This window comes from Streptomyces sp. NPDC004065 (assembly GCF_044903565.1).
Lineage (GTDB): Bacteria > Actinomycetota > Actinomycetes > Streptomycetales > Streptomycetaceae > Streptomyces.
Genome location: NZ_JBJDQT010000022.1, coordinates 1 through 20,456, shown reverse-complemented (window position 1 = coordinate 20,456; position 20,456 = coordinate 1). Strand labels below are relative to the sequence as shown.

Sequence of the window (20,456 nt, the reverse complement as noted above, 5' to 3'; positions counted from 1 at the left end):
CCCCGGAATGGCCGCGTCCAGGAGGACTCGACAGGCCATTACGGGTCACACCGATGACGATGGAAGGTGTCACGAGAGTCTCGGGAGGTCTCCATGTCCGGGGAGCACGGCAGCACCGGGACGACGGGCGCGGCGCCCGGACCGCGGCCGCCGTCCGCCCCTCCGCCCCTGCACGGGGCCACGGCCGCCGAGCCCGACCAGGTGACCGGGAACGTACTCGTCTCGATCGGCGCGCTGCTCCTCGGCCTGCTGCTGGCGGCGCTCGACCAGACGATCGTGTCCACCGCGCTGCCCACCATCGTCAGCGACCTCGGCGGGCTGGAGCACCTGTCCTGGGTGGTCACCGCCTATCTCCTCGCGTCCACCGCGGCCACCCCGCTGTGGGGCAAGCTCGGTGACCAGTACGGGCGCAAGAAGCTGTTCCAGACCGCGATCGTCATCTTCCTGATCGGCTCCGCGCTGTGCGGGACGGCACGCGACATGCCCCAGCTGATCGGCTTCCGCGCGCTGCAGGGCCTGGGCGGCGGCGGGCTGATCGTGCTGTCCATGGCGATCGTCGGCGATGTGGTCTCACCCCGCAGGCGGGGCCGCTACCAGGGCCTGTTCGGGGCGGTCTTCGGCGCGACCAGCGTGCTCGGGCCGCTGCTCGGCGGGCTGTTCACCGAGCACCTGAGCTGGCGCTGGGTGTTCTACGTCAACCTGCCCGTCGGCATCGTCGCGCTCGCCGTGATCGCCGCCGCGCTGCACATCCCGCGCCGGTCGCAGCGGCACGTGATCGACTACCTGGGCACGTTCCTCATCGCCTCGGTCGCCACCTGCCTGGTCCTGGTCGCCTCCCTCGGCGGCACCACCTGGGGCTGGGGCTCGCCGCAGATCATCGGCCTGGCGGTGGCGGGCGTGCTGCTCGCGGTGGCGTTCGTGGCGGTGGAGCGCGGGGCGGCGGAGCCCGTGCTGCCGCTGAAGCTGTTCCGCATCCGCACCTTCACGCTCTCCGCCGTCATCAGCTTCATCGTCGGCTTCGCCATGTTCGGCGCGATGACCTATCTGCCGACGTTCCTCCAGGTGGTGCACGGCGTGTCCCCGACCCTGTCGGGTGTGCACATGCTGCCGATGGTGTTCGGCATGCTGCTGGCCTCCACCGGCTCCGGGCAGATCGTCAGCCGGACCGGCCGCTGGAAGGTGTTCCCCCTCGCGGGCACCGCCGTCACCGCCGTCGGCCTGCTCCTGCTGCACCGGCTCGACGAGCACAGCCCCACCGCCGAGACGAGCCTCTACTTCTTCGTCTTCGGCCTGGGCCTCGGCCTGGTCATGCAGGTGCTGGTGCTCATCGTGCAGAACGCCGTCAGCTACGAGGACCTGGGCGTGGCCACCTCCGGCGCCACCTTCTTCCGCTCCATCGGCGCCTCCTTCGGCGTGGCCATCTTCGGCACGGTCTTCGCGAGCCGCCTCGGCGACGAGCTCGCCGCCGCCTTCCGGGGCGTCCCGCTGCCGCCCGGCGCCTCGGCGGACGCGCTGAAGGCCGACCCGCGCGGCATCGCCGCCCTGCCCGCCGCGCTGCGCCCGGCGGCCCTGCACGCCTACGCCTCCGCCATCACCGACGTCTTCCTCTACGCCGCCCCGGTCGCCCTGCTCGGCTTCGTGCTGGCGTGGTTCCTCAAGGAGGACCGGCTGCGCGGCTCCGTCACCGCCCCGGACGTCTCCGAGACCTACGCCACCAACCCCGTCGAACGGTCCTCCTACGACGAGGTGTGCCGGGCGCTGTCGGTGCTGGGCACGCGTGAGGGACGGCGCGAGGTGTACCGCACGATCACCGAGCGGGCGGGCTACGACCTCAAGCCGGCCGCGAGCTGGCTGCTGCTGCGGATGAAGAAGTACGGCTGGGTGGAGCCGGCCGTGCTGGCCGAGCGCAGCTCCGTCCCGCTGGCCGCCATCATCGAGGCCGCCCGCCAGGTGGAGGAGCGGCGGCTGGGCGAGCGCCAGGGCCTGGACCTCGTGCTGACCCCCCGCGGCCGCGAGGTGGCCGAGCGGCTGGCGCACGCCCGCGAGGAGTCCCTGGCCGAACTGCTCGGCGACTGGTGGTCGCCGGACCGGCCCACCGACCTGACCCAGCTCGTCAGCGAGCTGACGTCGGAACTGTGCGGCTCCGACGCGGAACGCCCGCACGAGGAGCGCCCGGTCACCCGCCTCGTCTGAGGCGGGGCGGCGCCGCCTCAGACGGCCGCGGGTTCCTCGTCGGCCGCGGGTTCCTCGTCGGCCGCGGGCGCCTCGTCGGCCCTGCCCACCCGTCGAGACGCCTGTGCCCGCCGGCCCGCTGCTCAGCCGGCGGCGAGGCTCTTGGTGAACCAGTGCTCGGCGTAGGGGTCGTCGTTGTGCCGTCCGGTCTCCCGGTACCCGAGCCGGCCGTACAGGGCCCGCGCCTCCACCAGGTCGCTCCGGGTGTCGAGGATCATCCGCCGGGCACCGAGCGCCCGGGCCGCGTCCTCGGCGGCGCCGACCAGCAGCGCCGCCCCGCCCCTGCCGCGCACCTCCGGGCGCAGAAAGACCCGGGTGAGCTCGGCCGTCTCCGCGTCCAGCAGCCGTACGCCCGCGGTGCCGGCGGGCGCCCCGTCGTACCGGGCGAGCAGCAACTGCCCGCGCGGCGGGGACAGTTCGGCGCCCGAGCGGGCGGCGATCTCCCGCTCCAGCTCGTCGGGGTCGGTGCGGTGCCCCTCGTACAGCAGGTACCAGCGGTCGCTGACCTCCGTGTAGTACGCCCGCCACAGCGCGGCGGCGACGGGCGAGTCGTACGGCTCCGGAGCCACGGACCAGTTGACGACGGACGAGCGTGCGGCGGACATGCCGGCATTGTCGGCGACCGGCGCCGGGGCGGTGCAACCGAATATCCCCGCGCGAGGCGTCTCCGCGCGAGCGGAACCCGTCCGGCTCGACGGACCGTTTACCGGTCACCTTCCGGGCAACCCGCACGGAGAACCGGCCGGTTGGGCCGATCACATCCGGAAGGCACCCATGTCCACAGGCATGATCATCGCTCTGATCGTGATCGTGGCGGCCGTCGTCGTGGTGGCGGCCGTCCTGACATCCCGCGCCCGCGGCCACGGCGGCGGACGGCGCGGGCTCAAGAGGCGCTTCGGTCCGGAGTACGACCGGACGGTGGCCCGGCACGACGGCGACACCAAGGCCGCCGAGCGGGAACTGGCGGCGCGCGTGGAACGCCACGGCGACCTGCGGCCGCGGTCGCTGGACCCGGCCGAGCGGGAGCGCTTCGAGGCCCGCTGGACGGCCGCGCAGGAGCGGTTCGTCGACTCGCCGCGGGAGGCGGTGGCCGAGGCGGACCGGCTGCTGGCCGAGCTGGCCGGGGCGCGCGGCTTCCCCCACGACGGGCAGTACGAGGACCAGTTGGACGCGCTGTCCGTGCACCACGGCCACCACGTCCACGGCTACCGCCGGGTGCACCGCGCCGCGCAGGGCACGGCGGACGGCACGGAGGGCCGTACGAGCACCGAGGAGCTGCGCGCGGCCATGGTCGAGGCCCGCGACCTCTTCGAGGACCTGCTGACCTCCGCACCCGCGGACGGCGGGCGCGACGGCAGCACCAAAGCCGCCACGGGCCGCGCCTCGCACATGCCGTGGGGCCTGGGCCGGCGCCACGTGCGGGAGAGCTGACCGACATGGCCGACACGACACCGGAGCGCCAGGAGCGCGCCGCGGAGCAGGAGAGGACCATGCCTCCGCACACCACAGGGACGGACACGGGCAGGGGAACGGAGACGGGTGCGGACACGGCCCCCGCGCGGGACACGGCCTCCGGCCAGGACACGACGTCCGGGACCGGCGCGGCCTCCGGCCGGGACACCGCGTCCGGGACCGGCACAACCTCCGGCCGGGACACGGCGTTCGGACGCGACACGGCCTCCGCATGGGACGAGCCGCGCGGACGCGACACGGCCTCCGTATCGGACGAGCCGCGCGGACGGGACGAGGCGCGCGGACGCGACGAGGCGTTCGGACGCGGGGAGGTCTCCGGCCGGGACGAGGTGTCCGGGACCGGCGTGACGTCCGGTACGGCCGGGGGCCGCGGGACCGAGCCGGGCCTCGGCGCCGAGCCGGGCCGCGAGACCCGGACGAACCGCGAGACCGCCGCGGCCCGTGAGGCCGCCGGGGACGACCCGCGCGGCACGGGGATCCGCGCCGACGTGGAGGCGGGCGGTACGGCCGCCGGCCTGGACAAGGGACCGGAGCCGGCCGAGCCGGCCGAGGCGGCCGAGGGCCGGGGCGCGGCGGCCCGCAGCCGTGAGGCGCCGCCCGGCGCGGACACGGCGGGCCCGGGCGCCGCCCCTGGCACCGATGCCACCTCCGCCGCCCCGGTGCTCCCCCGCGAGGAGTGCGACACGTACGAAGCACGGCTGCGCGAGGTGGTGACCGGGTTCATCGACGGGCCCCGGGACTCCGTGGAGGAGGCGGACCGGGTGGTGGGGGAGTACGTCACCCGGTTCACCGAGGCGCTCACCCAGCGGCGCCGTACCCTGCGCTCGGCCTGGCAGGAGGCCGGCACCGACACCGAGCGGCTGCGGCTGGCGCTGCGCGACTACCGCGAACTCGCCGACCGGCTCACCCGCCTGTGAGGCGTGAGGCCTCCGGTCCCACGACCGCCTGTCCGGCCGCCGCCCGGCGCTCCCGCCACACCCGGACGACCTCTTCGACGTCGTACCGTTTCAGGCCCAGCGGGGGCCCGGGCGGCGGCTTGACCATCATGTCGAGGATCTTCGTGTTGATGTCCGCGACGATCCTGCGCACGGCCGCTTCGGAGGGCGCCGCGTACGCCGCGGCGAGCGCGTCCTCGGCCTCCTTGCGCAGCGCCAGCGTCGGCGGCAGCACGGACAGGTGCTCGCGGGCCAGCTTGCGCTTGACCCACCACAGTTCCTCGTAGGTCATGTCGCCCGGCAGCGGCTTGCCCGCCCCCGGCAGCCGGTCGAAGTCGCCGCGCGCCTGCGCATCGCGGATCTGCTTGTCGGCCCAGGACTCGAACGGAACACCCGGTGGCTTTCGCTCGGTCATGCGTCCATTGTGCCGGACGCGACACGGCCGGGCGTTTTATCATGCGGCGGCGGTGCGGCACTCGGGCCGGCCATCGCACAGCGACGCCACAGGGGGAACGCACGTGCTCGAACTGACCATGGCCTCCGTCTCCGGGACGGACGCGGGCGCCACGGCCGGCATGCTGATGGCCGACGCGCCCAGCGAACCGGGTGCCGTGCTGCGGGTGGGACGGGACCGGGCCGTGTGCCGCCTGGTGACGCCCGACGACTGGCTGTTCGTCTCCCGGGCGCACCTGGAGTTCGTGTGCGGTCCCGACGGGACGTGGCACGTGACCTGGCTGCGCGGCTCGCAGCCGGACCCGTCCTCCGAGGTCCGGCTGACCGTCGGCGAGCACACCCAGCCCCTCGTCTACGGCGGCACGGTCGCGCTGCCCCGGGGCGGCGCCGGGGAGATCGTGGTGCAGGACCGCACCAGCCCGCGCAGCGTCAACGTGGGCTTCTACCACGAGGTGTGAGCGCGGGGCCGGCCCCGTCGTGCGAGCGGGCGGGCCGGCCCCGGTCGCGGCGGTACGCGGCCAGGTCGCGCGGTCAGTCCGTCACCCGGGCCAGCGCGAAGCCGTCGTAGCCCTTGGAGCCCACCGTCTGGATCGCCGTGCCCGTCAGGCGCGGGTGCCCGGCGATGAGCTCCAGGGCCTCGCGGGTGCCGCGCACACTGGGGTCGGTGCTCGTGGGGTCGGTGACGGCGCCGCCGCGTACGACGTTGTCCAGGATGATCAGGCTGCCGGTGCGGGTCAGCCTCAGCGCCCACTCCACGTAGTGCGGGTTGTTGACCTTGTCGGCGTCGATGAAGACCAGGTCGAAGGGGGGCGGGTTCTCGTCCGCCAGCTTGGGCAGCGACTCCAGGGCCGGGCCCACGCGCACCTCGGTGATCCGGTCGAGGCCGGCGCGCGCGAGATTGCGGCGGGCGACGTCGGCGTGGTGGGCGTCGTACTCCAGGGAGACCAGCCGGCCGCCGTCGGCGGGCAGCGCACGGGCCAGCCAGATGGTGCTGTAGCCGCCGAGCGTGCCGATCTCCAGAACGGTGCGGGCGCCCTGGATCTGCGCGAGGAGCTGCAGCAGCTTGCCCTGGGGCGGGGCGACGTTGATGTGCGGCAGGCCCTCGGCGTCGCTGTCGCGCAGGGCGGCCCGCAGCGGTTCGTCCTCCGGGGCGAGCAGGCCGGTGAAGTAGTCGTCCACGTCGTCCCAGAGCTTCGAGTCGCTCATGCGCCAAGCCTTTCGTATGCGTGATAGTTAGGTCTTCTAACTAGCTGCGCTAACGAATATAGCCCGGCGCATGAGCGCTGTCAGGCAATCGCCGCCGTACGGCGGGCGGCGCGCCCCCGGGGCGCGCCGCGGTGGTCCACGACGTGCCCCCGGGGGCCGTGTCGCGTTGGTCCGCGACGTGCCCGGGGGCGCGCCGCGGTGGTCCTACGACTCCAGCGACGGTGCCGAGCCCGGCAGCGGGCGGCCCGCCGTCTCCGCCATGCGCCACACCGCGAAGCCGCCGATCACCGCCGCCGCCATCATGTAGTAGGCGGGCATCATCATGTTGCCGGTGGCCCCGATCAGGGCCGTGACCACCAGCGGGGTGGTGCCGCCGAACAGCGACACGGAGACGTTGAAGCCGATCGACAGCGAGCCGTAGCGGACCCGGGTCGGGAACAGCGCCGGCAGGGCGGCCGGCATCGCGGCCGTGAAGCAGACCAGCAGCAGCCCCAGCGCGCCCATGCCCAGGCCGACGGCGGCCAGGCTGCCCTGGCGGATCAGCAGCAGGGCCGGGACCGACAGGAACAGGAAGCCCGCGCAGCCCGCCGCGATCACCGGGCGGCGGCCGACCCGGTCGGTCAGCGCACCGGCGAACGGCTGGACGATCATCATCAGGGCCATCACGCCGAGCACGACGAGCAGGCCGTGCGTCTCGTCGTAGTGCAGCTCACTGGTCAGGTAGCTCGGCATGTACGACAGCAGCATGTAGTCGGTGACATTGAAGACCAGCACCAGGCCCACGCACAGCAGCAGCGCCCTCCACTGGCCGGCGATCATCTCGCGCAGCGGCACCTTCGGGCGGTTCGTCTCGGCCTTCTCGACCTCGGCGGCGAACGCCGGGGTCTCCTCCAGCCGCATCCGCAGATACAGGCCGATGACGCCCATCGGACCGGCGATCAGGAACGGGACGCGCCAGCCCCAGGACAGCAGGTCGGCGTCGGACAGCAGCGCCGTCATCAGCGTGACCAGGCCGGCGCCGCCGATGTAGCCGGCCAGCGTGCCGAACTCCAGCCAGCTGCCGAGGAAGCCGCGCCGCTTGTCGGGGGCGTACTCGGCGATGAAGGTGGAGGCGCCCGCGTACTCGCCGCCGGTGGAGAAGCCCTGCACCAGCCGGGCCGCGAGCAGCAGCAGCGGCGCGCCGACGCCGATCGTCCCGTAGGACGGGATCAGGCCGATGGCGAAGGTGCCGACGGCCATCATGATCATGGTGACGGCGAGCACCTTCTGCCGGCCGACGCGGTCGCCGAGCGGGCCGAACACCATGCCGCCGAGCGGGCGGACCAGGAAGGCCGCGGCGAAGGCGCCGAACGTCGACAGCAGCTGCGCCGTCGGGTTGCCGGACGGGAAGAACACCTTGCCCAGCGTCACCGCGATGTAGCTGTACACGCCGAAGTCGAACCATTCCATGGCGTTGCCGAGCGCGGCGGCCTTCACGGCGCGCTTGACGAGCGCCGGGTCGGTGACGGTGGCGGAGTCGCGGGTCTTGGTGAGGGACACGCGGGGTACGGGCCGGGGGGCGGTGACTGTGAGAGCCGACAAGGTCTCGCTCGCCTACCTTTCGCAGGGGACAGGGACGCGACCCACGCGGCGGCATCGGCGAGCGGGCCGGACAGTCGCCCGCACGGAGGCGGGCCGGGAGGGACCCGCGCCGGGCGGGTCGGCGGCCCGCGAGCGGCGGGCCGGGTCCGCGTCGGGCGGACCGGGCGGCCCGCGCCGGGCGGACCGGGGTCCGCGCCGGGCGGACCGGGTGGCCCGCGAGCGGCGGGCCGGAGGCGACCCGCCGCACCGGCGGGCCGGAAATCGACCATACGAGGGCAGAGGGCCCTTACGTGCGGTGCGCAACCGGATGCATACTGCACCTAAATGCTGGATACGCAGGTACGTCTGTCCCGCTCGCCGGCCGCTTCACGCCTTCGCGGTGTGATCCTTGTCGCGCCCCCGGAGTGCAACCGAACGGGGCGGGAGTGCGTGCGGAGGCGGCGAAGGCGGCGGCCCAGGGGATCGGGGACCGCCGCCTCCACGAGTGCCGTGAGGTGGCTCAGACCGGTGTCACCGGCGTCGGGCCGTGCCCGTCGTCGGGCTCGGCTCAGTACCAGCCGTTGGCCTGCCAGAACTTCCAGGCGCCGACGGGGCTGCCGTAGCGGGACTTCATGTAGTCCAGGCCCCACTTGATCTGGGTCTCGGCGTTGGTCCTCCAGTCGGCGCCGGCCGAGGCCATCTTGGAGCCCGGCAGGGCCTGGACCAGGCCGTAGGCGCCGGAGGAGGGGTTGGTGGCGTTGACGTTCCAGCCGCTCTCGCGCTCCACGATGTGGCTGAAGGCGTCGAACTGGGCGGAGTCCGGGATCATCTTGTGCGCGATCGCCTTGGCCTCGGTGGCGGAGTTCGTGCCGGCGGCGTGGGCCGGGGCCGGGGACAGCGCCACGCCGGCGGCGGCGACGGCCACGGCGGCGGTGGTGAGGGCCTTCTTGGGGGCGGCGATGCGGCGGATGAAGGAGACGGACACGTAGAACCTCTTGCGTCGGGGACAGGGGGTCGCGGGCAGCCGGAACCACGCGGAGGCGGTGGAGGCGTGCCCCGGAACCGTGACCCGTGGGGGCCGTCGGCTCCCGGCGACGTCGTCCAGACAAGCAGGCGGGAAATCTGTCCGCAAACACCCCTTTTACTAGTTGTGGTCGCATTCGGGACGGAAGTCGCCGGTGTGAGCCGGCTCTCAAAGCGCAGGTCGGCGCGGGCAATGGCGTGCGCATGCCACGCTCGGCGGACTCCTACCCGCCTTCGTAGGTGATCCGCGTCATGTGGGCGGCCTCACCGCGCCGGTCACCCTCGGCACGGGCGGGCTCACGCAGAGGTCAGGCCCCGGGACCCTCGAATGTGACGGGCGCCTCGAAGGCCGCCCGGCGGGTGGCCCGGCGCAGCGCCCGCAGCACCGCCGGGCCGACGACGAGGGTCAGCACGACCGTGACGACGGCGCGTCCGAGATCCCAGCCGAGCGAGGTGGCCAGGCAGTACGCGAGGAAGCGGGCCAGGTTGGACGGCACCCCGGCGTGCGGGTCGAAGGCGATGGAGGAGGCGAGGGTGCCCATGAAGGGCCAGCCCGCCAGGTTCATCACGGTGCCGTAGGCGAAGGAGCCCAGAAAGCCGTACAGCGCCAGCAGGGCGAGTTCCGCACGGCCGCGCAGCCGGTCCGGACCCGGCAGCAGGCCCGCGCCCATGGTGAACCAGCCCATGGCCAGCATCTGGAACGGCATCCACGGCCCCACACCCCCGGTGAGCAGCGCGGAGGCGAACATCGTCACCGAGCCGAGCACGTACCCGAACCCGGGCCCGAGCACCCGTCCGCTCAGCACCATCAGGAAGAACATCGGCTCCAGCCCGGCGGTCCCCGCCCCGATCGGGCGCAGGGCGGCTCCCGTCGCGGCCAGCACCCCGAGCATCGCCACCGCCTTCGGGCCGAGACCGGACTCGGAGATCGTCGCGGCCACCACGGCGACCAGCAGCACCAGCAGGCCCGCGAAGAGCCAGGGCGCGTCCTGCGCGTGCGCGGCGAGCCGCGAGTCCGGCGGTGCGAGGAAGGGCCAGGTGAAGGCGGCCACGCCCACGGCGCCGACCAGGACCAGGGCGGCGAGGGAACGGGGCCCGAGGCGGACCGCCCGTGCCCGCGCCTGGGACCGGGGGGTGCCGGCGGGCCGGGGGTCCCCGGCGGGCCGGGGGTGGGGAGCGGCCCCTCCGGTCCGGGAGCGGGTTCCGGGGTGCTCACCGGGCCGGGGGCGGGTTCCGGGGTGCTCACCGGTCCGCGGCTGGGGCCGGTGGTGTGCGGCGGGGGCGTCGGTGCCGACGGGGTGGTCGGCGGTCATGACAGCGCCTTTCGGACCTGGGCGACCGTGAGCCACCGCTGTGGGGCCAGGATCTTGGTGACCTGGGGGGCGAAGGACGGGGAGGACACCACGACCTCGGCCGTCGGACCGTCGGCGATCACCTCGCCCTCGGCCAGCAGCACCACCCGGTGGGCCAGCTCGGCGGCCAGCTCCACGTCGTGCGTGGCCAGCACGATCGCGTGCCCGTCGGCGGCGAGCGCGCGCACCACCGCGACCAGGCGGGCCTTCGCGCCGTAGTCCAGGCCGCGGGTCGGCTCGTCCAGGAGCAGCAGGGGCGGGCGCGCGGTGAGCACGACGGCGAGCGCCAGCGCGAGCCGCTGCCCCTCGGACAGGTCGCGCGGGTGCGTCTCGTCGCGCACCCCCGGCAGCAGCTCCTGGACCAGGGCCCGGCAGGTCCCGGGCGCGGCCTGCGCGTCCCGGTCGGCGGCCGCGCACTCGGCGGCCACCGTGTCGGCGTAGAGCAGGTCGCGCGGCTCCTGCGGGACGAGGCCGACGCGGCGCACGAGGTCGCGGGGCGGGGTGCGGTGCGGGACCACGCCGCCGGCCCGGACCTGCCCGGCGGACGGCTGGACCAGCCCGACCAGCGAGCCGAGCAGCGTGGACTTCCCGGCGCCGTTGCGGCCCATCAGGGCGACGGTCTCGCCGGGGGCGACGGTGAGGTCGACGCGGCGCAGCGCCTGGACGCCGTCCCGGCGGACGGCGAGCGAGTCGACCTCGGCCACGTCGGGGGACGTGCCGCCGGGGGCGTCGGTCCTCGGGGCGGCGCGCCGGAACAGTCGCCGGCGGGCGGCCGGGCGCGGGGCGGCGGACGCGGGGGGCGGTACAGGTACCGGTGCCTGTTCCCGGGGTGCGGCGGGTGCGGGTGCGGTTGCGGTTCCGGTTCCGGGCGCGGGTTCGTGGCCGGTCAGGCGTTCGCGCAGGCCGGCGGCGCGGCGGCGGGCGTCGCGGACGGTCAGCGGGAGCGGCGACCAGCCCGCCAGCCGGCCCAGGTCCACCACCGGCGGGCACACCGGGGAGTCCGCCATCACCTCGGCCGGGGCGCCGAGGCGCGGGGCCGTGCCCGGAGCGGCCAGGAGGAGGACCTGGTCGGCGTACTGGACGACCCGTTCCAGGCGGTGCTCGGCCATGAGGACCGTCGTGCCCAGGTCGTGCACCAGCCGCTGCAGGACGGCGAGCACCTCCTCGGCGGCGGCCGGGTCCAGCGCGGAGGTGGGCTCGTCCAGGACCAGGACCCGCGGATGCGGGGTGAGGACCGAGCCGATGGCCACCCGCTGCCGCTGGCCGCCGGACAGTGTGGCGATGGGACGGTCCCGCAGCGGCGCGAGGCCCAGCAGGTCCAGGGTCTCCTCCACGCGCCGCCGCATGACGTCGGGGGCGAGCCCCAGCGACTCCATGCCGTAGGCGAGTTCGTCCTCCACGGTGTCCGTCACGAAGTGCGACAGCGGGTCCTGGCCGACGGTGCCCACCACGTCGGCGAGCTGGCGCGGCTTGTGCGTGCGCGTGTCGCGGCCGGCCACGGTGACCCGGCCGCGCAGGGTGCCGCCGGTGAAGTGCGGCACCAGTCCGCTCACCGCGCCGAGCAGGGTGGACTTGCCGACGCCGGACGGCCCGACGACCAGTACCAGTTCGCCCTCGGGCACCTCGAGGTCGACGCCGCAGAGGGTGGGTCCGGCGGCCCCGTCGTAGGTCACGGAGACATCTTCGAAGCGGATCACGACGACTCCTTGCGCGGGTGACGTGCCGGGGCGGCGGGGTCCCGTGGGGTGGTGCGGGCGGCCGGGGCGGCGGGGTCCCGTGGGGTGGTGCGGGCGGCCGGGGCGGCGAAGGCCGGGAGCATGCCGAGGAGGACGGCCGCCGCGGGCCACAGGGGAAGCGCGGGGGCGACCAGGGGGACCACGCCGGGGTGCAGGGCGGCGGGGTCCCGGGAGGCGGCGGCGGTCAGCAGGGCCGCGACCGCGGCGCCCGATCCGGCCACCAGCCACGAGCGGGGGTTCCAGGTGTCGGGCCGGTAGCGGGTGCGCGGGGAGCGGCGGCCGCCCAGCCACAGCCCGGCGAGGGCGGCCGCGACTCCGGCGAGCAGCACCGGCAGTCCGTAGTCGCCGCCCTCGGCGGTGAGCAGCCCGTACGTCCCGGCGCACACGCCCAGCAGGCCGCCCAGGGTGAGTGCGGCGGTGGTGCGGCGCACCGCGGGCGCGACCTCGGCGGTGCGGCCGTAGCCGCGGGCGTCCATCGCGGCGGCGAGCGCCACGGAACGTTCCAGGGCGCCCTCCAGGACGGGCAGTCCCACGTGCAGCAGGCCGCGCAGGCCGCGGTCGGGCCGGCCGCGCAGCCGGCGCGCGGCCCGCAGCCGGCGGCCGTCCGCGATCAGGTGCGGGGCGAAGGTGAGGGCGACGACGACGGCGACACCCGTCTCGTACAGCGCGCCGGGCAGGGACTTCAGCAGCCGGGCCGGGGCGGCCAGGGCGTTGGCGGCGCCGACGCAGATCAGCAGGGTGGCCAGCTTCAGACCGTCGTACAGGGCGAAGACCACGGACTCGGCCGTCACCCGGCCGCCGACGCGGATGCCCTGCGCCCAGTGCGGCAGGGGCACTTCGGGCAGGGTGGCGAGCACATGGGTGCCGGGGATGGGGGAGCCGAGCAGGACGGCGAAGACCAGCCGGACGACCAGGACGGCGACGGCCAGCCGCAGGAAGGCGGTGTAGGAGCGGGCGGCGGGCGTGTCGGCGCGGCAGGCCGTCACGACATGCGCGGAGACGGCGAGCAGCAGGGCGAGCAGGAGGGGGTTGGTGGTGCGGGTGGCGGCGGTGCCGAGCGCGAGGGCCCACAGCCACCAGGCGCCCGGGTGGACACCGGGCGCCCGGCGGCCCGGCCCCGCGGCGGCCGGCGCCCTACGCATGACGGTCGCACGCGCCGGAACGGCGAGGCGCGCGCGGGCCGGCACACCGGCGGCCACGCGGCCCGCCGCGAGGGAAGCCGCGCAGGCCGGAGCAGCGGCGGGCGCCGTCCGTGCCGGAACGGCGAGGCACCGCCGGCCCCGGGCCGGGCGCGTGCGGCCCCGGGCCGGACCCGTGCGGTCCCGGGCCGGTGCCGCGGCGGTCACCCATGCCGGCGCCGCCGGGCCTGCCAGACCGCGCCCGCGGCCACGACGGCGACCACGGCGCCACCCGCGAGCAGCCCCAGCGACGGACCGCCGCCGTCCGAACCGCTCCGCGAACCGCCCTGCGATCCGCCGTCCTGCCCGTCGCTCCCGGCGGCCGTCTTCCCGCCGGTGCCCCCGCCGTTCGCCTTCGCGCCGCCGCCGTCCGCCGTGACCTGCTCGCCGCAGCCCTTCGCCGGGTACCCGGCGATGGCGCACAGCAGGGCGTTGGTGTCGTAGCGCAGCGGCTTGGCGACCGCCGCCAGGGCCTCCGCGGTGGTGGCGTCGGCGGGCACCCGCGCGCAGGCGGTGCGCGCCGCCGGCGGGGTCTCGCCGGACGGGGCGTCCGCGCGCGTGCCGAAGTCGAGGACCAGTGCGACGCGCTTGGCGCCGTGCCGGGCGGGCGTCTTTCCGCAGATCGCGGCGAAGCCGGCCGTGCCGCGCGGCTTGCTCGCGTCCTGCGAGTCGGCGCTGACCGCGAAGCGGAAGCCCTGGACGTCGCCGTCGGAGGGCCGCGCCGTCGACGGGCCCTCGGTGGCGTACGTCCAGTGGCCGCCGTCGAGGTTCCAGAACGACCAGTACCGGTACCCGGCCGCCTCCGCCCCGCCGGCCCCGGCCACCACCAGGAGCACGGCCACCACCAGGAGCACGGCCGGCAGCAGCGCGGACAGCAGCAGCACCGGCAGCGCGCGGCGCCGGCGCCGGGCGCGGACCGTGCGCCGCGTACGGCACCCGCTCATCGCGCGGCCGCCGCTCATCGCGCGGCCGCCGCTCACCGCGGGGCCCCCGCTGATGGCTCGGTCGTCGCGCCTCGCGCGGACCGCCCCGCCTATCACGGCTGCCGCCCGTTCTTCCGGCCGCTGAGCAGGAAGCCGATACCGATGCCGGCGACGAGGAAGACACCGACGATCCACCAGACGCCGAACCCGGAGGAGTCGTCCTTCGCGCTGTCCGCCCTCTTGTCGTCGGTCTCGGCGCCCGTGGCCGACTGGGGGGCCGGGCCGGTGGCGTTGAGCTTGGCGACGAGGTCGGTGCCGCCGAAGTCGCGCGGGTCGGTGCCGGTGGCGTGCGCGGCGAAGACGAGCTGGGCGTAGGCGGCCGGGCCGGACTGCTGGGCCCAGGCCGCGGCGTGCCGCTCCAGCCAGCGCAGCGGCTTGGCCGCCTGCCCGGCCCCGCCCTGCGCGGCGAGCGCCACGACCGCGTCGGCGGTGTTGCCGTAGTCGGGCTGGTCGGTGGAGCCGGGGAGCACGGAGGTGAGGTAGCCGTTCTTGGCGACGGCGCCGGCGAGGTGGGCCGCCCCGTTGGCGGCGGCGCGGGCCGGGGTCGCCTCGCCGGAGTCGGTGCAGTGCGGCGCGCCGCCGGACGCGCCGGCGCCCTTGGCGGCCAGGCCCTGGCCGAGAGCGGCGACGACGCCGGCGGCGGTGGCGTCCGCGTTGGCGGTGAGCCGGCCCTTCTTGTCGGGCTGGTAGGCGAAGGCGCCCGCGCCCTCGCCCTCGCACGGCAGCGCGAGCTTCAGCAGGGCGTCGTAGGGGGACTTGCCGTCCTTCAGCACGGCCGCGGGCTTCCGGCCGGTGGCGGCGAGGGCGCCGACGACGACGGAGGTGGAGTTGGCGTCGCTGGGCCCGCCCGGCGTGTATCCCCAGCCGCCGTCCTTGTTCTGCACCGACTTCAGCCAGGTCACGGCCTTGTCCGTGGCGGCGTCGTGGCCGCCGAGCGCGGCGAGCGCCTGGACGGCGGCGGCCGTGCTGTTGGTGTCCACCATCACCTTGGCGTCGCAGGCGCGGCCGGGATCGGCGCGGAACGCGGCGAACGCGCCGTTCGCGCACTGCTGTCCCGTCAGCCAGCCCACGGCCGCCGCGGCGGGCCGCACACCCACCGTGTCCTGCGCGAGCAGGGCGAGGGACTGGCGCCAGACGCCGTCGTACTTGGGGTCCGTGCTGCCGTAGAGCCCGGAGGGGAGCGCCGTGGACGGCGACGGGGAGGGGGACGAGTCTGCGGCGACGGCGGGGGCCGCGGTGCCGATCATCGCGACGGCGGCCAGGGCCGCGGCGGTGCGGCGGACGTTCATGGGTGCCTCTCCCTGAGGGAGCCGGACAGCACGGGACACCCCGGCGGCTCGGCTCCGTATCCCTCGACGGTGCCGTACGCCGGCGGACCGCCGACGCACGTGAGCCGGTCACGATCCCGCCCGGGGCATTCCGGCTCGCCGCCTCGCGGCGGCTCACGGTTGCGGGTCAGCGCCGGACTTCCACCGGCTTCCCCCCGTACGGGTGTGATGACGACCCGGCCACTGTACCGGCACGTAGGAAAGCAGCGGGGGGCCGGTCCTCGTTCGGTGCTCGTTCGGTGCTCGTGCGGGGTCGGTGCGGCATCCGTGCGGCATCCGTACGGCATCCGTGCGGTGCCGGTGGGTGGAGCGGAAGTGGCGAGGAATTGCCCTGCCACGGGGGGTTGAAAAAGGGCGAAAGGGGTTATTCTGGAAGTGCCTACGAGGCGAGTGAGGGAGTTCGACCGGCGTAGCCGACTTCCAGCGTGACGCTTCGCGCATCCGCTGAGGCCGACGTCGACGGTAGGACTGAGAGGCCGGAAGGTCGTAAGACCGGAAGGCGACCCCTAATACCTGATCCGGGTAATACCGGCGAAGGGAACCCGTCTCGTAGGTCTTTTCGTGCCCCGGCCCCTCGCGCCCCTCCGGCCACCTCGTGCCCGAACGGCTCGCGCCCCGGGCGGCCCGCGCCCGCGGCGCCACCAGCCCGCCGCGCTACTCGTCCGCCGTCACGTCGATCAGCCGGCAGGCGGTCTCTATGTCGGTCTTCACCTGGGCGATCGAGGCGCGGCCCGAGAGCCAGGTGATCAGGGCCGAGTGCCAGGTGTGCCCGATGACCCGGACCGCGGACAGCTGCCCGGCCGTCGGCTCGCCGTCCAGGCCCATCGCGTCCAGGATGATCGCCGTCGTCTGCCGGGAGACCTGGTCCACCTCGGGGCTCACACTGCGGTCCGCGAAGGTCAGCGCCCGTACCATCGCCTCGGCCAGCTGGGGCTCGCGCTGCAGGGCGCGGAAGGCGCGCATCAGGGTCTGCGCCACCCGTTCGGCCGCGCTCTCGCCCGCCGGCGGGTTCTTCCGCAGCGTGCCGTGCAGATGCTCCAGCTGGTCCTGCATCGTGGCCACCAGCAGATGCACCTTGGAGGGGAAGTAGCGGTAGAGGGTGCCCAGCGCGACCTGCGAGGACTCCGCGACCTCCCGCATCTGCACGGCGTCGAAACCGCCCCGGCCCGCCAGCCGGGCGCTCGCGCGCAGGATGCGGCGGCGCCGGGCCTCCTGCCGCTCGGTCAGGGGCGGCACGGCCGGGCGCGCGGCGCCGGCCGCCGGCTTGGCTTCCGCATCCATGGGTCCCGCTCCGTGACAGTCGGTGAGGCCGTGTGATCGGACGGCAGCGTGGCGCCGCGGCCGTGGCGTGAATCACCTGATCCACTTCTCACAGCGGGGCTACCTGCCGGTAGATTCGGAGCCTCCTGAACGATCAAGTCTGAAACTTGTTCCAGATTAGCGTCCCGGCGTAATCTCGCGGGACCGTGCAGTCAGAAGGGGGCCCTAAGTGACCGCTGAGGCCAGTCGGGCCGGGTCCCCGACCGACCTCGCCGCAGACGGCGAGCGACCGCTCAGGATCGCGCTCCTCACCTACAAGGGGAACCCGTTCTGCGGCGGCCAGGGCGTCTACGTCCGCCACCTCTCGCGCGAGCTGGCCCGCCTCGGACACCGGGTCGAGGTGATCGGCGCACAGCCGTATCCCGTCCTGGACGAGGGCGCGGACCTGGGCGACCGCCTGAGCCTGACGGAGCTGCCGAGCCTCGACCTGTACCGCCAGCCGGACCCCTTCCGCACGCCCCGCCGCGAGGAGTACCGCGACTGGATCGACGCGCTCGAGGTCGCCACCATGTGGACCGGCGGCTTCCCCGAGCCGCTGACGTTCTCCCTGCGCGCCCGCCGCCATCTGCGCGCCCGGCGCGGCGAGTTCGACGTCGTGCACGACAACCAGACCCTCGGGTACGGCCTGCTGGGCGACATCGGCGCGCCGCTGGTGACCACCATCCACCACCCCATCACCGTGGACCGGCAGCTCGAACTGGACGCCGCCGGGAGCCGGCAGCGGCGCCTGTCCGTACGGCGCTGGTACGCCTTCACCCGGATGCAGAAGCGCGTCGCGCGCCGGCTGCCGTCCGTGCTCACCGTCTCCGGGACCTCCCGGCAGGAGATCGTCGACCACCTGGGCGTACGGCCGGACCGGCTGCACGTCGTGCACATCGGCGCCGACACCGAGCTGTTCTCACCCGATCCGTCCGTGGCGCGGGTGCCCGGCCGGATCGTCACCACCTCCAGCGCGGACGTGCCGCTCAAGGGCCTGGTCTTCCTGGTCGAGGCGCTGGCGAAGGTGCGCACCGAGCACCCCGGGGCGCACCTCGTCGTCGTCGGCAAGCGGGCCGAGGACGGGCCGGTCGCGCAGGCCATCGAGCGGTACGGCCTGGAGGGCGCCGTCGAGTTCGTCAAGGGCATCTCGGACGCCGAACTGGTCGGCCTGGTGCGCTCGGCCGAGGTCGCGTGCGTGCCGTCGCTGTACGAGGGCTTCTCGCTGCCGGCCGCCGAGGCCATGGCCACGGGCACGCCGCTGGTGGCCACCACCGGCGGGGCCATCCCCGAGGTCGCCGGGCGCGACGGCGAGACCTGCCTGGCGGTGCCCCCGGGCGACGCGGGCGCGCTGGCCGCCGCGCTGGGCCGGCTGCTGGGGGACTCCGGGCTGCGCGCCCGGCTCGGCGCGGCCGGGCGCGAGCGGGTGCTGCGGCACTTCACCTGGGCCCGCGCCGCCGAGGGCACGGTGGCCCGCTACCGCGAGGCCATCGCCCGCGCCGCGGCCCGCGCCCCCCGCCGGTCCGGGACGGCAGACGCCGCCCGCCGCCCCGCGGCCACGGGCCGCCCCCAGGCCCCCGGCCCCGGCCGCCTTCCCGCGGCCGCGGCCGGCGACCGTTCCCTCCCCGCGGGCGAGGGGACCGCCGCCGCGGGCCCGGACACCGGCCGCCCCGCGGCCTCAGAGGCTGTCTATTCCGAAAGCAGGACCACGTGCTGACCGTCGACTTCTCCCGGTTCCCGCTCGCCCCGGGCGACCGCGTCCTGGACCTCGGCTGCGGTGCCGGCCGGCACGCGTTCGAGTGCTACCGGCGCGGAGCGCGGGTCGTGGCCCTGGACCGCAACGGCGAGGAGATCCGCGAGGTCGCCAGGTGGTTCGCCGCGATGAAGGAGGCGGGTGAGGCCCCCGCGGGCGCCACCGCGACCGCCATGGAGGGCGACGCCCTCGCGCTGCCCTTCCCCGACGAGTCCTTCGACGTGGTCATCATCTCCGAGGTGATGGAGCACATCCCCGACGACAAGGGCGTCCTCGCCGAGATGGTCCGGGTGCTCAAGCCGGGCGGCCGCATCGCCGTCACCGTGCCGCGCTACGGCCCCGAGAAGGTCTGCTGGGCGCTGTCCGACGCCTACCACGAGGTCGAGGGCGGCCACATCCGCATCTACCGCGCGGACGAGCTGCTCGCCCGGATCCGCGAGGCGGGCCTGAGGCCGTACGGCACCCACCACGCGCACGCCCTGCACTCGCCGTACTGGTGGCTCAAGTGCGCCTTCGGCGTCGACAACGACAAGGCGCTGCCGGTGCGGGCGTACCACAAGCTGCTGGTCTGGGACATCATGAAGAAGCCGCTGGCCACCCGGGTGGCCGAGCGGGCGCTGAACCCGCTGATCGGCAAGAGCTTCGTGGCCTACGCGACCAAGCCCCACCTGCCGCGGGCGGCCGCCAAGTGACCACTCCCCGGACAGAACACCTGGTCCTGCCCGGGGTCCTCACCGCCGGGCAGGCCGCCGCCACCGTGCGCGGCATCCTGGCCGCACAGCGGGAGGACGGGGCGATCCCGTGGTTCCGCGGGCACCACCTCGACCCCTGGGACCACGTCGAGGCGGCCATGGCGCTGGACGCGGCCGGCGAGCACGAGGCGGCCGAGCGGGCGTACGCGTGGCTGGCCCGCCACCAGCTGCCGGACGGCTCCTGGCACGCCGCCTACGCCGACGGCGCGCACGACGACGTCACCGACCCCGGCCGCGAGACGAACTTCGTCGCCTACGTGGCCGTGGGCGTCTGGCACCACTACCTGTCCACCGGCGACGACACCTTCCTGGACCGCATGTGGCCCGTGGTGTACGCGGCGGTCGAGTTCGTGCTGCGGCTGCAGCAGCCGGGCGGGCAGATCGGCTGGAAGCGCGAGGACGACGGCACGGCGACCGCGGACGCCCTGCTGACCGGCTCCTCGTCGATCCACCACGCGCTGTGCTGCGCGCTGGCGATCGCCGAGCAGCGCGAGGAGCCCCAGCCCGACTGGGAGCTGGCGGTGGGCGCGCTGCGGCACGCGATCCGGCGCCACCCCGAGCGGTTCCTGGACAAGGACCGCTACTCGATGGACTGGTACTACCCGGTCCTCGGCGGCGCGCTGACCGGCGCGGAGGCCAAGGCCCGCATCGAGGAGGACTGGGACCGCTTCGTCGTGCCCGGCCTGGGCGTGCGCTGCGTGGTGCCCAACCCGTGGGTCACCGGCGGCGAGTCGGCCGAACTCGCCCTGACCCTGTGGGCGGTGGGCGAGTCCGACCGCGCGCTGGAGGTCCTGAAGTCCATCCAGCACCTGCGCGACGCGGAGACCGGCCTGTACTGGACGGGCTACGTCTTCGAGGACGACGCCATATGGCCGCGCGAGCTGACCACCTGGACGGCCGGCTCCCTGCTCCTGGCCGTGGCCGCGCTGGGCGGCCACGAACCCACCTGCACCGTCTTCGCCGGCGACCGCCTGCCCAGGGGCCTGGACCCGGACTGCTGCGCCTGAACCCGCCGCCGGGACGGCCCCCACCGGCTCCCGCGGGGCCGTCCCGCCGGAGCCGGTGGGAGCCGTCCCGGCTGTGCGACCGGCTCCCGCGGGGGATGCTCTTATGGATGTCAAGCGGCAGTTGTGAGCTGACGGCCATTCGTGGTTGAAGCAGTGATGAGCTGGTAGATCTCTCGGGCGATGTACCGC

At 75.0% G+C, this 20,456-nt stretch carries 18 protein-coding genes and 2 riboswitches; of the genes, 7 read left to right on the top strand and 11 right to left on the bottom strand.

Going from position 1 to position 20,456, the window contains the following annotated elements:
- Positions 1 to 93 precede the first annotated feature (93 nt).
- The gene (locus ACI2LW_RS22390; protein WP_404732975.1) at positions 94 to 2,193 is read left to right on the top strand and encodes a DHA2 family efflux MFS transporter permease subunit; all 2,100 of its coding nucleotides are present in this window, start codon (positions 94 to 96) and stop codon (positions 2,191 to 2,193) included.
- A 122-nt stretch (positions 2,194 to 2,315) separates the two neighbouring features.
- Here ACI2LW_RS22390 and ACI2LW_RS22385 read toward each other — a convergent pair whose 3' ends face one another.
- Positions 2,316 to 2,837: a GNAT family N-acetyltransferase gene (locus tag ACI2LW_RS22385; RefSeq protein ID WP_404732974.1), complete on the bottom strand. Its 522-nt coding sequence runs from the start codon at positions 2,835 to 2,837 to the stop codon at positions 2,316 to 2,318.
- 169 nt (positions 2,838 to 3,006) lie between these two features.
- Between ACI2LW_RS22385 and ACI2LW_RS22380 the strand changes: the two genes are divergently transcribed.
- Together ACI2LW_RS22380 and ACI2LW_RS22375 are read left to right on the top strand one after the other, a co-directional pair.
- Positions 3,007 to 3,663: a hypothetical protein gene (locus ACI2LW_RS22380; RefSeq protein ID WP_404732973.1), complete on the top strand. Its 657-nt coding sequence runs from the start codon at positions 3,007 to 3,009 to the stop codon at positions 3,661 to 3,663.
- Between the two features lie 5 nt (positions 3,664 to 3,668).
- Positions 3,669 to 4,622 carry a hypothetical protein gene (locus ACI2LW_RS22375; RefSeq protein ID WP_404732972.1) on the top strand — a complete coding sequence of 318 codons (954 nt, stop codon included), beginning with the start codon at positions 3,669 to 3,671 and terminating at the stop codon, positions 4,620 to 4,622.
- Here ACI2LW_RS22375 and ACI2LW_RS22370 read toward each other — a convergent pair.
- Positions 4,609 to 5,055 carry a DUF1992 domain-containing protein gene (locus tag ACI2LW_RS22370; RefSeq protein ID WP_404732971.1) on the bottom strand — a complete coding sequence of 149 codons (447 nt, stop codon included), beginning with the start codon at positions 5,053 to 5,055 and terminating at the stop codon, positions 4,609 to 4,611. The genes ACI2LW_RS22375 and ACI2LW_RS22370 overlap by 14 nt on opposite strands.
- A gap of 103 nt (positions 5,056 to 5,158) precedes the next feature.
- On the opposite strand from ACI2LW_RS22370, the gene ACI2LW_RS22365 reads away from it, so the two are divergent.
- Complete coding sequence (locus ACI2LW_RS22365; RefSeq protein WP_404732970.1) at positions 5,159 to 5,551, top strand: hypothetical protein; 393 nt, start codon at positions 5,159 to 5,161, stop codon at positions 5,549 to 5,551.
- Positions 5,552 to 5,624: 73 nt separating this feature from the next.
- Here ACI2LW_RS22365 and ACI2LW_RS22360 read toward each other — a convergent pair whose 3' ends face one another.
- From ACI2LW_RS22360 to ACI2LW_RS22320, 9 genes are all read right to left on the bottom strand, one after another.
- Positions 5,625 to 6,299 (bottom strand): O-methyltransferase, encoded by a 675-nt coding sequence (locus tag ACI2LW_RS22360; protein ID WP_404732969.1) that lies wholly within the window; start codon positions 6,297 to 6,299, stop codon positions 5,625 to 5,627.
- 204 nt (positions 6,300 to 6,503) lie between these two features.
- The gene (gene proP, locus ACI2LW_RS22355) at positions 6,504 to 7,838 is read right to left on the bottom strand and encodes a glycine betaine/L-proline transporter ProP (protein WP_404732968.1); all 1,335 of its coding nucleotides are present in this window, start codon (positions 7,836 to 7,838) and stop codon (positions 6,504 to 6,506) included.
- A 589-nt stretch (positions 7,839 to 8,427) separates the two neighbouring features.
- Entirely contained in the window at positions 8,428 to 8,844 is a 417-nt protein-coding gene (locus ACI2LW_RS22350; protein WP_404732967.1) for a transglycosylase SLT domain-containing protein, read from the bottom strand.
- A 346-nt stretch (positions 8,845 to 9,190) separates the two neighbouring features.
- The gene (locus ACI2LW_RS22345) at positions 9,191 to 10,195 is read right to left on the bottom strand and encodes an ECF transporter S component (protein WP_404732966.1); all 1,005 of its coding nucleotides are present in this window, start codon (positions 10,193 to 10,195) and stop codon (positions 9,191 to 9,193) included.
- A complete protein-coding gene (locus ACI2LW_RS22340) occupies positions 10,192 to 11,931 on the bottom strand; it encodes an ABC transporter ATP-binding protein (RefSeq protein WP_404732965.1) in 1,740 nt (579 codons plus the stop codon). The genes ACI2LW_RS22345 and ACI2LW_RS22340 overlap by 4 nt, the downstream gene beginning before the upstream one ends.
- Entirely contained in the window at positions 11,928 to 13,112 is a 1,185-nt protein-coding gene (locus tag ACI2LW_RS22335) for an energy-coupling factor transporter transmembrane protein EcfT (RefSeq protein ID WP_404732964.1), read from the bottom strand. The genes ACI2LW_RS22340 and ACI2LW_RS22335 overlap by 4 nt, the downstream gene beginning before the upstream one ends.
- Before the next feature lie 200 nt (positions 13,113 to 13,312).
- The gene (locus tag ACI2LW_RS22330; RefSeq protein ID WP_404733067.1) at positions 13,313 to 14,092 is read right to left on the bottom strand and encodes an SCO2322 family protein; all 780 of its coding nucleotides are present in this window, start codon (positions 14,090 to 14,092) and stop codon (positions 13,313 to 13,315) included.
- 92 nt (positions 14,093 to 14,184) lie between these two features.
- Positions 14,185 to 15,420: a prenyltransferase/squalene oxidase repeat-containing protein gene (locus ACI2LW_RS22325; protein ID WP_404732963.1), complete on the bottom strand. Its 1,236-nt coding sequence runs from the start codon at positions 15,418 to 15,420 to the stop codon at positions 14,185 to 14,187.
- 123 nt (positions 15,421 to 15,543) lie between these two features.
- Positions 15,544 to 15,614, bottom strand: a riboswitch (cobalamin riboswitch).
- Between the two features lie 227 nt (positions 15,615 to 15,841).
- A riboswitch (TPP riboswitch) is annotated at positions 15,842 to 16,016 on the top strand.
- 97 nt (positions 16,017 to 16,113) lie between these two features.
- Positions 16,114 to 16,740, bottom strand: a complete 627-nt coding sequence (locus ACI2LW_RS22320; RefSeq protein ID WP_404732962.1) for a TetR family transcriptional regulator — start codon at positions 16,738 to 16,740, stop codon at positions 16,114 to 16,116.
- A 208-nt stretch (positions 16,741 to 16,948) separates the two neighbouring features.
- Between ACI2LW_RS22320 and ACI2LW_RS22315 the strand changes: the two genes are divergently transcribed.
- From ACI2LW_RS22315 to ACI2LW_RS22305, 3 genes are read left to right on the top strand one after another with little or no spacing between them, the layout of a single operon-like run.
- Positions 16,949 to 18,472, top strand: a complete 1,524-nt coding sequence (locus tag ACI2LW_RS22315; RefSeq protein WP_404732961.1) for a glycosyltransferase family 4 protein — start codon at positions 16,949 to 16,951, stop codon at positions 18,470 to 18,472.
- Entirely contained in the window at positions 18,466 to 19,200 is a 735-nt protein-coding gene (locus tag ACI2LW_RS22310; RefSeq protein WP_404732960.1) for a methyltransferase domain-containing protein, read from the top strand. The genes ACI2LW_RS22315 and ACI2LW_RS22310 overlap by 7 nt, the downstream gene beginning before the upstream one ends.
- Positions 19,197 to 20,267 (top strand): prenyltransferase/squalene oxidase repeat-containing protein, encoded by a 1,071-nt coding sequence (locus ACI2LW_RS22305; RefSeq protein WP_404732959.1) that lies wholly within the window; start codon positions 19,197 to 19,199, stop codon positions 20,265 to 20,267. The genes ACI2LW_RS22310 and ACI2LW_RS22305 overlap by 4 nt, the downstream gene beginning before the upstream one ends.
- Positions 20,268 to 20,456 lie beyond the last annotated feature (189 nt).